The following is a 12704-nucleotide window of genomic DNA, read 5'->3' on the forward strand; positions in this document are numbered from 1 at the left end:
CGGCCATGCCCGCCGTCGCGTTCGCGGCCCTCGGTGCACGCCATGCCCAGGGAAGAGAAGAACCATGGAGAACAGCAAGTCACTCGCCGGATTGCTTGGGCCCACGCTGCTCGCGCTGGGCCCAACTGAAGCCTTCAACATGGACATCTTCGCCGCGCAGACAGCACCGGTCGTCTACCTGAACGGCACGCTGCTCTTTGTAGCTGGCCTTGCCATTGTGCGAGCTCACAACGTGTGGAGCTTCAGCTGGCGCTGCCTCGTGACGGTGCTCGGGTGGCTCTCACTGGCCTTGGGGCTCTATCGCATGGTGGCTCCCACGGCACACCAGGCTGGGAAAGATCTTTTCACGTATTTGCTGCTCGCTGTCCTCACATGCATTGGCGGTCTGCTGACCTACATGGCCTACCGTCCAGAGCGAACCGCGGCGGCGCCGCGAGCGCGCCATTGACCCGAGGTGTCTCCCATCAGGGGCGCGGCGAGAGCCTGGGCTGGGCCTGTGGTTTGTCTCGAGCGCCTCAACACCCCGCTGCCTGGGGCTGTGGCCAGTTCCAGGTGCTTCACTGTAGCAACGCTCTGGCCGCCATCTGGCGGGTCGGGGTTTTCTTCTCCCCCTGAAATGGGGCCCACGTACGACTTCGGGGGGCTCAGAACGGGTGGCCCTCGGTTTCGACGATGAGCTCGCCTCGGTTGATGTGGACGATGAGCGTACGGGTCAGCTGCTCCCTCTGCGGCCCGGTCAGCTCCGGGTAGAGCCTCCTCAGCTCCTCGGCCTGTTCGTCTCCCCAGCGCCTCGTGCGCAGGGCCTCGTCCAGCAGCCGCTGTCCATGCTCTGGGAGCGCCAGGGCACCGGAGGAGGGCTCGGGCGGGGCCGGTGCGCGCTCGGCGACCTCCGAGGCAGCAGGGGCCTCCGTCGAGGCGCAGCGCTCCTCATGCAGTGCTTGGAGCAGCTCCGCTCGCAGGGCCGAGAGGTCCGGCGCGCTCACGACACAGCTCGTCCGCGGCTGGGCCATGGCCAGCCGTGACGGGAGCTCGTCGAGCTGGACACGGAGCGCTTCGAGCGCCTCCGGTGCCGGGGAAGGAGCGGGGGCGGGTGGGGCCATGAGCCACGACGTGCCGTGGCCCAGCGCCCACCCGACCAGCAGCGCGACCAGGAGCCATGCTCTGGGCATCGAAGCCATGGGCGCCGCCTCAGGGCTCCTTGGGCTCGTATTGCGAGTACGTGGCCACGGTCAGCCCGGTGCAGTTGCCCGTTCCATCCCAGGAGAAGCTGACGTACGAGTCCGAGTTGAGCGTACGCAGCGTCTCGATGAAGTCTGGATTCGACGAGCCGCACGAGACGGTGACGTTCTGCGCGTTGCGTGCCGAGCAGCTCATATAGGAGATGGTGGTGCCAGTGCCGGGGGTACCGCTGGTGGAGGCCGTGCACCCGATGTACTGGACGGTGTCCGAGCTGTTCCGGGCGCTTCCAAGGCGTCCAGAGGCAGTGCCGTTGCCGCCCGAGAACGTGATCGCCACCGAGCCACGAACCTTGGCGCCTGCCCAGGCGCTGGTGCTCAGTACGAGCGCCGCGAGCGTGACCAGCACTCCACCCGGTGAACTCCGCAGTTGCTTCATCATGGAGGTACCTCCTCGAGAACGCTGTCCTGGATGGACAAGGCTCCAAGGAGCAACTGCGATGCCAGGGAGGAGCCGAGGGGGCGGAGTGAAGCGGCTCACCAGCATTGTGGTGATTCACCATGGGAGCCCCGCCGCGAGGTGCACGCATGATGCAGAACACGGCGGAGGGGGTGGGGAGGCGTCGGACGAGAAATCCACGAGGACCTCGGGAGCGACGGGGCTTCCTGCTGCTCCCGGGCTGCCTCCTGAAAGGCCAGCCCTTGCTGCGCCTGCTGGAGCCGCTCAACGAGCAGACCAGGGCTGGCAACGTCCGGGACTCAGGCGCCCTCGAACTCGATCTTCGCCTGCTTCATGACGTGGTCCACCGCCAGGAGGTGCCAGGCCACCTGCTCGATACGGGCATGTTGCTGGGGCTCGGCCTTCAGGGAGGCAACGACCGCGGCCGGTGACAGCCCCTGGGATGCAGCCTCGTCGAACAGCAGCTTCTCCACGCGCTCGGGGGTGAGCGTCAGGTGGTCACGCTGGATGATCGCGCCCAGCGCCAGGGCGATGCGCAACCGGAACTGCATCTCCTGGCGCATCGACTCGTCCTGGAGCCATGTGTTGAGTGACTCCTCCTGCTCCTCGTCGGAGAAGTTCAGCTCGGCCACCGCGGCGCCCTCGGTGGCGCCCCAGCGCCGGCGGATCTCCTCGTCCACCACCTCGCGGGGAAGCTCCACCGCCGTACGCCGGGCCACCTCGGCCAGCACCAACTGTTGCGCCTGCAGCAGCAGCAGCTGGGTATGCTCCTCCTTCATCTGCGCGACGACGCTCTGGGTGGCCTCTTCGATGGTCTTGCCGCGGCCGAAGGCCTGGAGGAACCCGGGGCTGTCCAGCACCGGGTACGTCACCTCGCGCGCCGCCAGGATCTGAATCGGGAAGCGCGCGGAGGCGCCCCGGAGCGAAGCGACCGGGTAGTCGTCCGGCAGGGTGACGTCCGCCACGAGCCCCTTGACGGGCGCCTGACCCACGATGGCCTCGTACAGCCCGGGCAGCAGCGGCTCGGGCTCCATCAGCAGCCACTCCCTCGTCTTCACGCTGAAGGGGATGAGGCGCCCCTGGCAGTAGCCCGCCAGGTTGAGCAGCACCTCGTCTCCCCAGGCGAGCTTCTCGGTGGGCAGGCGCGCACGCTCGGTGGCCCAGGGGCGCGCCAGCTCGAGGAAGCGCTTGCGAACCTGGGCCGCCGTGAAGCCCTTGGGGGCAGGGACCTTGACGGCCAGTCCCTCCAACGAGGGGGCTTGCACCTGCGGCAGCTGCACCTGTCTGCCCTGCGCCGCCTTCTTCGCGGGGGAGACGTAGAGTGGAATATCGGAGGACTTCCAGCCGGAGAGGATTCTCGATGCGTTCTTCTTGGATTCCATTCCGTGCGCTCCCTGGCGTCGAGATTACCAGCCGCTGAAGAAGTTCTTGAAGCCTTCGGCGATGTCCTTCCCGATCTTCTCGAGAGCCGCGCCAGCTTGCTCGATGACGATCCCCACGACCGAGGAGACGGCGGAGATGACCGCCCCCACCTGGGACACGACGGGGATGTTGGTGGCGGCCAACACCGAGCCCGCGGCGGTGATGCCCGAGGTGACCTTCGCGGCGATGCTCGCGTTGGGGTCCGCGATGGTCTTGGCGGCGATCCCCACGTCCAGCGCGGCGGCGGCCACGTTGAGGCCCGGGGTGAAGCGGCCCACGGCCTTGGTGAGGGTGCCCACGCCCGTGGCGGCGGCGTCGGCGACCTTGGCGGCGGTACTCACGCCCGTGGTGGCGGCGTCGGCGGCCTTGGCGGCGGTGCTCGCGACCGTGGAGGCGGCGTCGGCGGCCTTGGTGGCGGTGCTCGCGACCGTGGTGGCGGCGTCGGCGGCCTTGGTGGCGGTGCTCGCGACCGTGGAGGCGGCGTCGGCGGCCTTGGCGGCCGTCTCGACCGTCTCGGCCGTCTTGAGCGCCGTGGTGCTCACATCACTCACGACGTCCGCGGACTTGGCCGCCTGGCTCAGCACGTCCACCTTGGTCAGGTCCGTGCCCGCGTCCACGGCGTCCGCGGCCTTGGTGGCGATGTCGCCGCTCAGCTTGCTGCTGTCGCCGATGGCCGTGGTGGCCGCCTTCTCGATGTTCACCAGGTTCGACTCGACGGCGGCGGCCATGGACACGGTACCCTTGGCGATGTCCAGCGCGCCCTTGGTGGTGTTCATCACCCCGCCAGCGATCTTGGACGCGTCACCCTCCCGGATGCCCTCGGCGGCTTCATTCACGCCGGAGTACATGCCGTAGACGCCGGTCCCCACGCCGACGCTGTTCAGCTTGAGGTTGTGCGTGCCCTTGGTGCCCGCGGCCAGCTCCTGGGTGGCCGTGTCCACCGCGCCCTTGTGCCAGTTCTTCGCCGCATCCTTGAGCCCGCTGAACGATTTGCCCGAGGAGGCAGCGGCGGAGAGCTTCGGGTCGGCCGCCGGGGCCTTGTCGAAACCGTCCTTCACCTGGGGGGGCTTGGACTCGATCCGCGGTGGCGCGGTGTTCGCGCGCTGGAGCTGCCGGGTGGACTCACGAGTCCTCACAGGGGAGGAATCGGCGCGGTGGAGGTTGGGACGGTGGCGGTAGTTGTTATCGACCTTGCTCATGGGAGGGTCCTGTGGGGTTGCGCGCGAGAGGGTGGAGGGGTTGCAGAAGTATCCGGGTAACCCTGGCGAGAGTTGTTTTCCAGGTACATTACGTCTGGCTATGGCTGTCATAGTGGAGGCCTATGGACCTGACGCACCTGCGCTACTTCCAGCTCACCGCCACCTGCCAAAGCATGTCCGCGGCCGCCAGGAAGCTCGGCATCAGCCAGCCCACGCTCACCGTGGCCATCCGCCAGCTCGAGAAGCATCTGGGCACCACGCTGTTCCTCCGCGAGCGCAAAGGCGTGCGCCTGACGAGCACGGGCGAGGTCCTCCTGCGCCACGCCACTCAGATCACCTCCCTGGTCGAGCACGCCGAGCAAGACGTCCGCGATCTGGAGTCCGACGAGGTGGGCAGCTTCGTCCTCGGCTGTCATGAAGCGCTCGGCGCGTACTTCCTCCCCGGCTTCATGCCCGCCTTCCTCCGGCACGCCCCCCGCATCGAGCTCAACCTGTGGAACGGCACGTCCCCCGCTGTCACGGAGGCCATCCTCGACCGGCGCGTGGACTTCGGGCTCGTGGTCAACACCCGCCCCCATCCCGAGCTGATCATCCTCCCGCTCTTCGAGGATGCCGTGGACTTCTTCGTCGCAGCTCCCCAGCCGGGTGAGCCCGAGGTGACGGAGGAGGAGGCGCACCGGCGCCTGCGCGTGGGCCCCCTCATCTTCGCGGCCCACATGGCCCAGTCCCAGAAGCTGCGCGATCAGCTCGCGGCGGAGAAGTTGCTCCCAGGCCGCATGCTGCCGTGTGGAGACCTCGAGCTGGTCAAGAGCCTCACCCTCGGCGGGCTAGGCGTTGGCATGCTGCCCCGGCGCGTGGCCGCCTATGGCCAGGAGGGCCGGCTGCGCAGGCTCCACCCCTCCCTGCCCTTCTTCCACGACGCCATCTCCCTCGTGTACCGCGCCGATGGCCACCGCACCCTGGCCGCGAAGCGACTCAAGGACGCCTTGGTCCGCTATGGCCGAGGCCTGGGTTTCTCCACGAGCTCTTAGGTCGGGTTCTTGAGCGAGGCCTGATACGCCTCGATCCTCGGTAGCAGGAGCTGCCGTCGCGACAGGCTCTCCGCGGGCCAGTGCTTCTCGCGCTCGTAGTACTCGGGCACGGCGGGGACGCCGGGCGGGAGCACCACCCAAGGCTGCTTGGACGCCGTGAAGATGTGGATGTCGGGCGGCAGCCTGTCCGGCTCATCGAGCGTCCCGACTCGCACGAACTTCACGAGCGGCCCGGCGCCCGCGTAGTGGCTCCAGACGGCGATGCGGCACTCGGGGCACCGGGCGATCCACTGCCCCTGGCCACTCTCCGAAGGAGTGCGGACGAGCGCGGGCTCGGCACTCAGGTTCGTCACCCGATCCGACTCGATCATGGCATTGAGAGCGAAGGAAGCGCCCGTCTCGCGCTGGCACCAGCGGCAATGGCAGCAATGCACGAAGAGCGGTCGGGTCTCCATGCGGTAGCGGATGAGGCGGCAATCACAGCCGCCTTCGAGCGGAAAGGGCGAGGTGTCGGTCATCGGTCGCGCATGGTACCCGGCGCGCTCTGGGCGGCAAGCCGGAGTCAGGCTCCGCCGCCCAGTGCGCGGTCCACCCGCAATCGGAGCGGCTGCGCGCCTGCGGCCGCTCGTGCGAGGCCCTGCAGTCGTCAGGCCCTGGTTTCGCGGCTCAGGGCGCGGGCGTGTGCGCGAGCTGCGCCTCGCGGAGGGCACGCGTGGGCGCCCCTGGCTCGTGGAGCGGGCCGCTGCCTGTCGGCCGGACAGGTTGCGAACTGGTATGACAAGCATACCAGTAGGCGGCGCTCTGGCCCGACACGGGCACCTCCCCGGCAGGCGGTGGGAGTTCGTAGGTGGTGTGTGCCTCGCGCACCGGGGCCCGAGGGTCGAGCAGCGGCTCATCGGCGGCCTTCCGCAGCGCCGCGAATCCTTTTCCGTGTGCCCTGGCTCTCAGACTCAGAGAGCATGATTTCTTCCCTCCTCTTTTCTCTCCAGGGGATGGCAAGGAGACTCATTCATGAAGATGGAAGCCTGGATGACGGGTGCGCTGCTGTTCCTCGGTGGATGCACGAAGCCGCCGACCGCGTCTGGCACCCCGAAGGTGGTGGACTCGCTGCCTCCCGAGCTCGTGGGGAAGGCCCAGGCCGCGGAAGGGGCGATGCAGGCGCTCCAGGTTCGCCTTTTCCAGCGCCTGACCCAGGAACTTGAGCGCGGGGGGCCTGCAGGCGCCGTCACCGTCTGCCGTGACGAGGCACAGGCCCTCACGGCCGAGGTGGCCAAGGAGCAGGGGATCGAGGTGGGGCGCACGAGCTACCGGCTGCGCAACCCGAAGAACGCGCCAAGGCCCTGGGCCGAGCCGTTCGTCACCGCCGCCGCCACCCGGAAGAGCTCGGAGGTGAAGCCGCTCTACGTAGACCTGGGGGACCGCCTGGGTCTCCTGAGGCCCATCCCCATGGGTGGGGTGTGCATGACGTGCCACGGTGCTCCGGACTCCCTCCCGCCGGAAGTCGTCCGCGTGTTGAAGGAGGGCTATCCCGAGGATCGCGCCGTGGGTTTCGCGCCAGGAGATGTGCGCGGCTTCTTCTGGGCCGAAGTGCGCAAATGAGCCCTGGCGCCTTCAAGCTGAGCGGTGTCCTAGGGGATGCCCAGCACCTTGTGGGTCTGGATGCCCAGCCGCCACTGAGGGTGCTTCAAGCAGTAGTCCAGCGCGAGCTCGGTGTTGCGGGCCCGGTCCGGTCCATCCCGGGGCTGGAGGAAGAAGTGGGAGAACTCCAGCTCGGCGAACTGGGCGGGCTCCAGCCCTGCTTGAGGAAAGACGAACTTCAGCTCGTTGCCCTTCTTCTGGACCAGCTGGCTCCCGGCCTTGGGGCTGACGCAGATCCAGTCCACGCCAGGGGGCACGGGCAGGGTTCCATTCGTCTCGACGGCGATGAAGAAGCCGCGGGCATGGAGCGCGTCACAAAGGGCAGTATCCAGCTGGAGGAGCGGCTCTCCGCCCGTGCAGACGACCAGGCGCACGGCGCGCCCTGGAGCCTGAGGCCAGGCCGCGGCCACGGCGTCCGCCAGGGCATCCGCATCCTGGAAGCGCCCACCGCCCGAGCCGTTCATTCCCACGAAGTCGGTGTCACACCACTGCGAGCAGCCGCCCGGCCCACGGGCGCGGTCCCGCTCGAGTCCACTCCAGAGGTTGCACCCGGAGAACCGCAGGAAGACGGCCGCCTTGCCCGCCTGAGCTCCCTCTCCCTGAAGCGTGTAGAAGATCTCCTTGACCGCGTAGCTCATGGCTGCTGCTCGTACTCCTCTACCTGAGGTGTCCCTATCTACCACCCGGTAGAGCCCCATGCTTCCATCACCAGCAGCCGCTGGCCTGCTCCCCCAGTGGGCCAGGGGCCTCGTCCATGCCATGGCTGGCGCGAGTGCGCTCCGCTGGCCGTGAGAGGGGACGGACAGCCGAAGAGTCCGCCAGCGGAAACGGCCCGGAGAACCTCCTGTTGCCGTGCGAGGCATGCTCTATCTTCCCGCCCGACGGTGGGGCCTGGTCGTCCGTGAGTGGATACCCGGGCCGCTGCCTGCTGCATCCTTCGCATGAGCCAGGGAGCCGACGCCATGAGCGCGGATTGGATTGACGTGTCCGTCCCCTTGCGCACCGGCATGGTGCACTGGCCGGACAACCCGCCGGTGAAGATCGATCGGGTGATGGACCTGGAGAGGGGCGATGTCGCCTCGGTCTCATCCATGTCGATGGGGGTTCATACCGGCACGCACATGGATGCGCCCGCGCACTTCCAGCGGGGAGGTGTGGGCATCGATCAGATGCCGCTGGATGCGACCCTGGGGCTCGCCCGAGTGATCGAGATTCGGGATCCGGTGTCCATCAAACGCGCGGAGCTGGAGTCCGCGAACCTCCAGGCAGGGGAGCGGGTGCTGTTTCGCACCCGCAACTCGGAGCGCTGCTGGCAGACCGATGCGTTCGTCGAGGACTTCGTCTTCATCTCCCGGGACGCGGCGGCCTACCTCGCGGAGCGGCGTGTGCGCACCGTGGGCGTGGACTATCTCTCCGTCGGCGGGTTCCGCGAGGACGCCGAGGAGACACATCTCGCCCTGCTCCAGGCAGGTATCTGGGTGGTCGAGGGGCTCAACCTCTCGTCCGTCCGGGCAGGGACGTACGAGCTCATCTGCCTGCCGCTGCGCATCGCGGGGGGCGATGGAGCGCCCGCCCGCGCGGTGCTGCGGCCATACCCCCAGGGGGGGTGACCGGCTCCGGGGGCGGCTCTGCAGGGTGGGCCCCTTGTCGGGACCACCGTCGGAGGCACGAGCGTGTTACCGGCACGTTGGGCATGGGCCGCCACAGTCGATGCCCGTCTCGGTGCCGTTTCTCACCGCATCCGTGCAGCTCGGAGCCGCGCACTTGCCGCCTGTGCACACTCCACTGGCGCAGTCCGCGGGGCTGGAGCAGCTCTTATCGGTGCCGCAGGGCGCGCAGGTGCCGCCGCAGTCCACATCGGCTTCCGTCCCATTCTTCAACCCGTCCACGCAGGTCGGCGGCTCTTCGGGGCTGGTACCGGTTCCACAAGCGCCGAGCACGGACGCGATGCACGACAACCACAAGAGTCGTCTCATGTGAAGAGGGCTCATGCCGCGGTGAAGAAGGCATCGTGCACGGCGTTCAGCCCGGCCACGGCCTGCTCCTCCTTGACCACGCAGCTGATGTTTATCTCCGAGGCTCCCTGGGAGATCATCTCGATGTTCACCCCGGCGGCGCCCAGCGTGGAGAACATCTTGCCCGCGGTGCCGGTGGCCAGCTTCATGCCCTCGCCCACGATGGCGAGGATCGCGTGTCCCGGCGTCAGCTCGACGGTGCCGAACTCCCCGAGCGCCGTGCGGACCCTCTCCGGCTCGCTGAGCCGCTCGATGGTGCAGGAGATGCTGACCTCACTCGTCGAGACGAGATCGACCACCACGCCGTGCTCCGCCAGGGCGCTGAAGACGCGCGAGAGGAAGCCATAGGCGTTGTACATGCGGTTCGAGGTGATGGTGAGCACGGTGACGCCCCGCTTCACCGTCACCGCCGTGATGCGGCCCGCCTTCTCGGCCGGCGTCGCGGCGATCACCGTGCCCTCGGCCTCGGGCCGGAAGCTGTTCTTGATCCGGATCGGAACGTTGGCCGAGACGACGCGCTCCATGGTGAACGGGTGGAGCACCTCGGAGCCGAAGTAGGTCAGCTCGGCGGCCTCGGCGGGCGAGATGCTCGAGAGCACGCGTGCGCTCGGCACCTTGCGTGGATCGGCGGTGTAGATGCCGTCGACCTCCTTCCACACCTGCAGCTCATCGACCTGCTCGCGGCCCAGGCCGGCGGCGATCATCGCCGTGGTGAAGTCGGTGTAGCCGCGGCCGACCGCGGCGAGCAGCCCTCCGGGCACCATGCCGAAGAAGCCCGTGACGACCGGCACCTCCCCCGCGCGCGGCCGGCACTTCTCGCCGAGCTGGCCCTGCAGCCGGCGGAAGAAGGCGGGGTTCACGGTCGTCTCATCGTTGGAGATGACGTGCGCCAGGTCGGTGAACACGGCCTTCACGCCGCGGTCGTTCAGCACCGCGGTGAGGATGCGCGCCGAGAGCTTCTCGCCCACCGCGAGCACGTTGTCCTGCGAGCGCGGCGACAGCTCGCGGATGACCGAGATCGCGTCGAGGAAGCTCTTCAGCCGGGTGAGCTCGTCGGTGACGAACTGCTTCGCCTCGTCGCGGATGGCTCCGTCGCGGACGCTGTCGCCCAGCGCCTTGAAGTGGTTCTGCTCGAGCAGCTCCAGCTCGCGCGCGAACGGAGCGCCCTGGCGCGCGGCGTCGGCTGCGGCGAGCAACAGGCTCGTGGTGCCTTCGCTCTTGGTGGTGCCGCTCATCGCCGAGACCACGGCGATCACCGGTTGCCTGGCCAGCGTGCGCTCGATGATGCCGGCGACGTTCCGCATCCGCTCGCCGTTGCCGACGCTGGTCCCTCCGAACTTCTGAACGATGATGCCCATGCTCGAACCGAGATCTCCCTTTCGGGTCTACTTCTACACGATCAATCGGCCGGGGCTACTGCCATCCGCCAGGAGCGAGTCAGTGGGTGACGTCCGCTGGCCGCATGCCAATGAGTTCCGCGACACACCGGCGGGTACGCTGCGCATCACCGCGTCAGAGGGCGCCGCGCGGCAGGTGTTCGCGCCGGGCCGCTGAGGCGAGCCCCCCAGGCCGGGTGTGGGGCCGTGAGTACCCGGTTGCGCGAGCGATGCCGCGACGGGGTAGCATGGGCCGTGCGGCCCAGGCTCTGGGGCCGTCGAGGAGACAGAGGGGACAGCATGGCCGTCCGACGCGAGTGGACGATCGGTTCGCACCGGGCTCACTTCGAGGAGCCGGATCTGCTGGTCATGAAGTACAACGGGAAGTTCAACCTGGAGGAGGCCCGGCTCGTGGTCGAGCTGTACCGCGAAGTGGGCACTCAGCGTCCGTTCTTCCTGCTCGCCGACATCACGGGTGCGGAGATCGCCTCGGATGCGCGCAAGCACCTCACCGATCAGATCAAACCGGAGTGGTTCCGAGGCATCGTCTACGCGGGCGCCAGCCCGGTGATGCGCGCGGTCGGCAAGGCCATGGCGGTGACGTTCTATTTCACGGGCAAATGGAGCACCCCGTTCGAGTTCACCGCCACGGCGGAGGAAGCGCGGGCACTCATTGCTCGCCTGAGAGAGAAGCAGCAGGCGAACCCCACGTGAGCTGAGCGGGCGCGCCGCCCCGGCCATCCGAAGCCGGCCGGCGGAGCATACGTGGTGCGGCGGCATGACGGCGCACGACTCCTTGGGTAGTCTGCGAGCGGGCGGAGCTGTCCGCCCCTGCTTGCACCCCGAGGTACGCGATGACGGACACGCCCACCCCAGACTCGCTTCGACCAGGAAGCCTGGTAGGTCCCTGGCGTGTGGAGGGCTATGGCGGTCGTGGCACCTACGGCGTGGTGTATCGCGCCCGCCGCGCGGGACATCCCGGCTCCTTGCCCGTGGCGCTCAAGGTCGCCGTGTTCCCTCATGACCCACGCTTCGGGCGCGAGGTGGAGCTGCTCTCGCGCGTCCGTCACCCAGGAGTGCCGCGGTTGGTGGACCGTGGCTGGTGGCATGCCGGCGAGGGGGAGGTGCATCCCTATCTCGTGATGGAGTGGATCCGGGGGCTGCCGCTGTACGAGTGGGCCCGTGTCCACTCCGCCACCCAGCGCCAGGTGCTGCGGGTGGTGGCGCAGGTCGCGTGGGGATTGGAGGTGCTGCACCGGGCGGGGGGGCTCCATCGGGACGTCAAGGGTGACAACATCCTGGTCGAGCCCGAAGGGCGTGCCCTGCTGACGGACTTCGGCCTGGGCACATGGGCAGGAGCACATCCCATCACCGACCGCACCATCCCTCCGGGCACTCCCGAGTACCGCAGCCCCGAGGCCTTGCGCTTCCAGTGGGAGCACTGGCGCGAGAAGGGCGCTCGTTACGAGGCTCGCCCGTCGGATGACATCTATGGGCTGGGCGTCAGCCTGTATCGGCTCGTGACGGGGGGATACCCCCCACCGGGGACGGATCCGGAGGCGCGCGAGTCTCCCGAGCGGACGCCGCTTCCGACGAGGGTGCCGGTGCGGGAGCGCGACGCGCGGTTGATTCCAGGGCTGGCGGAGCTCATCGAGCGGATGCTGACGCGGCAGCCGGAGGCGCGAGGAATGGCTCGCGAGCTGGCGGCGGCCGCTGAGTCAGTGGCGGAGCACGCAGGGCCCGAGGCGGATGTTCCAATCTTCGGTCCGGAGCGGCTGCCGTCCGAGACGGAGAGCGCTCACGTTCGATGGGAGCGTCACGCCCCTGTCTTGGAGCAGCCCGCGTCCGAGGGCAGTCGAGAGCCATCTCGAGAAAGCCCGCCGTGCTCCACGCCTCCGGCCCCCTCCTGGGATGCGTGGCCGTTGCTGGCCATCGCTGCCCTGGTCCTGGTGGCAGTGGCGATAGGGTGGGGGAGTCGCGAGCCTCAGGACGATGCGTCCGAGCTTGCGCGGGCTGAGCCTGTGCGTGATGAAGCGGCGCCCGACGCGGGAACACGAGGGCTCGGAGACGCCACTCCCACCGCTCGTGTGGCAGCCGAGGGGCTCCCAGCGGGACTGGAAGTGCGAGTCATCGCCATGGATTTGCCAGAGAAACCCATCCCTGGTCAGCGGCGCGCTCCCTGCCGAGGTCATGAACAGGTCGAGATCAACGGAGGGTGTTGGCACCTGCTGACGAATACTTTTCCGCCCTGTGGAGAGGACGCCTATGAGTGGAAGCGCGCCTGTTACTACCCCATTCTCGAGCGAGCGAAGCCGCGCACCTCGAAGAAGCCGAGGTAGTGCCGTCGTTACGGGAGCGCCCGCTGTCCCAGGGCGGGCGCTCCGCGGA

13 protein-coding genes are annotated in these 12704 nt (G+C 68.5%); 6 read left to right on the forward strand and 7 right to left on the reverse strand.

Translation table 11 applies throughout. From position 1 onward, the window contains the following. Positions 1-64 precede the first annotated feature (64 nt). Entirely contained in the window at positions 65-448 is a 384-nt protein-coding gene (locus tag KY572_RS24980; protein WP_224245465.1) for a hypothetical protein, read from the forward strand. A gap of 196 nt (positions 449-644) precedes the next feature. On the opposite strand, the gene KY572_RS24985 is transcribed toward KY572_RS24980, so the two are convergent. The 4 genes from KY572_RS24985 to KY572_RS25000 all read right to left on the reverse strand — a co-directional run bounded on the left by KY572_RS24985 (position 645) and on the right by KY572_RS25000 (position 4256). Then, complete coding sequence (locus KY572_RS24985) at positions 645-1178, reverse strand: hypothetical protein (RefSeq protein WP_224245466.1); 534 nt, start codon at positions 1176-1178, stop codon at positions 645-647. Positions 1179-1188: 10 nt separating this feature from the next. Beyond that, entirely contained in the window at positions 1189-1617 is a 429-nt protein-coding gene (locus tag KY572_RS24990; RefSeq protein WP_224245467.1) for a hypothetical protein, read from the reverse strand. Positions 1618-1934: 317 nt separating this feature from the next. Next, complete coding sequence (locus tag KY572_RS24995; protein ID WP_224245468.1) at positions 1935-3017, reverse strand: trigger factor; 1083 nt, start codon at positions 3015-3017, stop codon at positions 1935-1937. A 24-nt stretch (positions 3018-3041) separates the two neighbouring features. Next, complete coding sequence (locus KY572_RS25000) at positions 3042-4256, reverse strand: hypothetical protein (protein WP_224245469.1); 1215 nt, start codon at positions 4254-4256, stop codon at positions 3042-3044. A gap of 122 nt (positions 4257-4378) precedes the next feature. Here KY572_RS25000 and KY572_RS25005 point away from each other — a divergent pair, with 122 nt between their 5' ends. Then, entirely contained in the window at positions 4379-5287 is a 909-nt protein-coding gene (locus KY572_RS25005) for a LysR family transcriptional regulator (protein WP_224245470.1), read from the forward strand. On the opposite strand, the gene KY572_RS25010 is transcribed toward KY572_RS25005, so the two are convergent. Then, complete coding sequence (locus KY572_RS25010) at positions 5284-5805, reverse strand: GFA family protein (RefSeq protein WP_224245471.1); 522 nt, start codon at positions 5803-5805, stop codon at positions 5284-5286. The genes KY572_RS25005 and KY572_RS25010 overlap by 4 nt on opposite strands. Positions 5806-6298: 493 nt before the next feature. On the opposite strand from KY572_RS25010, the gene KY572_RS25015 reads away from it, so the two are divergent. Next, complete coding sequence (locus tag KY572_RS25015) at positions 6299-6886, forward strand: Tll0287-like domain-containing protein (protein ID WP_224245472.1); 588 nt, start codon at positions 6299-6301, stop codon at positions 6884-6886. Between the two features lie 29 nt (positions 6887-6915). Here KY572_RS25015 and queE read toward each other — a convergent pair whose 3' ends face one another. Then, entirely contained in the window at positions 6916-7563 is a 648-nt protein-coding gene (gene queE / locus KY572_RS25020; protein ID WP_224245473.1) for a 7-carboxy-7-deazaguanine synthase, read from the reverse strand. 324 nt (positions 7564-7887) lie between these two features. Here queE and KY572_RS25025 point away from each other — a divergent pair, with 324 nt between their 5' ends. Beyond that, a complete protein-coding gene (locus tag KY572_RS25025) occupies positions 7888-8535 on the forward strand; it encodes a cyclase family protein (protein ID WP_224245474.1) in 648 nt (215 codons plus the stop codon). 377 nt (positions 8536-8912) lie between these two features. Here KY572_RS25025 and KY572_RS25030 read toward each other — a convergent pair whose 3' ends face one another. Continuing rightward, positions 8913-10298: an aspartate kinase gene (locus tag KY572_RS25030; protein ID WP_224245475.1), complete on the reverse strand. Its 1386-nt coding sequence runs from the start codon at positions 10296-10298 to the stop codon at positions 8913-8915. A gap of 318 nt (positions 10299-10616) precedes the next feature. On the opposite strand from KY572_RS25030, the gene KY572_RS25035 reads away from it, so the two are divergent. Together KY572_RS25035 and KY572_RS25040 are read left to right on the forward strand one after the other, a co-directional pair. Beyond that, complete coding sequence (locus tag KY572_RS25035) at positions 10617-11030, forward strand: hypothetical protein (protein ID WP_224245476.1); 414 nt, start codon at positions 10617-10619, stop codon at positions 11028-11030. A 140-nt stretch (positions 11031-11170) separates the two neighbouring features. Then, positions 11171-12655, forward strand: coding sequence for a serine/threonine protein kinase (locus KY572_RS25040; protein WP_224245477.1), 1485 nt, complete (start codon positions 11171-11173; stop codon positions 12653-12655). The last annotated feature ends 49 nt before the right edge of the window (positions 12656-12704 follow it).

Origin of the sequence: Hyalangium gracile (assembly GCF_020103725.1) — a bacterium.
Lineage (GTDB): Bacteria > Myxococcota > Myxococcia > Myxococcales > Myxococcaceae > Hyalangium > Hyalangium gracile.

Bases quoted from the DNA above. Each gene is read 5' to 3' on its own strand.
- KY572_RS24980 (WP_224245465.1), top strand. From the start codon at position 65: ATGGAGAACAGCAAGTCACTCGCCGGATTGCTTGGGCCCACGCTGCTC.
- KY572_RS24985 (WP_224245466.1), bottom strand. From the start codon at position 1,178: ATGGCTTCGATGCCCAGAGCATGGCTCCTGGTCGCGCTGCTGGTCGGG.
- KY572_RS24990 (WP_224245467.1), bottom strand. From the start codon at position 1,617: ATGATGAAGCAACTGCGGAGTTCACCGGGTGGAGTGCTGGTCACGCTC.
- KY572_RS24995 (WP_224245468.1), bottom strand. From the start codon at position 3,017: ATGGAATCCAAGAAGAACGCATCGAGAATCCTCTCCGGCTGGAAGTCC.
- KY572_RS25000 (WP_224245469.1), bottom strand. From the start codon at position 4,256: ATGAGCAAGGTCGATAACAACTACCGCCACCGTCCCAACCTCCACCGC.
- KY572_RS25005 (WP_224245470.1), top strand. From the start codon at position 4,379: ATGGACCTGACGCACCTGCGCTACTTCCAGCTCACCGCCACCTGCCAA.
- KY572_RS25010 (WP_224245471.1), bottom strand. From the start codon at position 5,805: ATGACCGACACCTCGCCCTTTCCGCTCGAAGGCGGCTGTGATTGCCGC.
- KY572_RS25015 (WP_224245472.1), top strand. From the start codon at position 6,299: ATGAAGATGGAAGCCTGGATGACGGGTGCGCTGCTGTTCCTCGGTGGA.
- queE (WP_224245473.1), bottom strand. From the start codon at position 7,563: ATGAGCTACGCGGTCAAGGAGATCTTCTACACGCTTCAGGGAGAGGGA.
- KY572_RS25025 (WP_224245474.1), top strand. From the start codon at position 7,888: ATGAGCGCGGATTGGATTGACGTGTCCGTCCCCTTGCGCACCGGCATG.
- KY572_RS25030 (WP_224245475.1), bottom strand. From the start codon at position 10,298: ATGGGCATCATCGTTCAGAAGTTCGGAGGGACCAGCGTCGGCAACGGC.
- KY572_RS25035 (WP_224245476.1), top strand. From the start codon at position 10,617: ATGGCCGTCCGACGCGAGTGGACGATCGGTTCGCACCGGGCTCACTTC.
- KY572_RS25040 (WP_224245477.1), top strand. From the start codon at position 11,171: ATGACGGACACGCCCACCCCAGACTCGCTTCGACCAGGAAGCCTGGTA.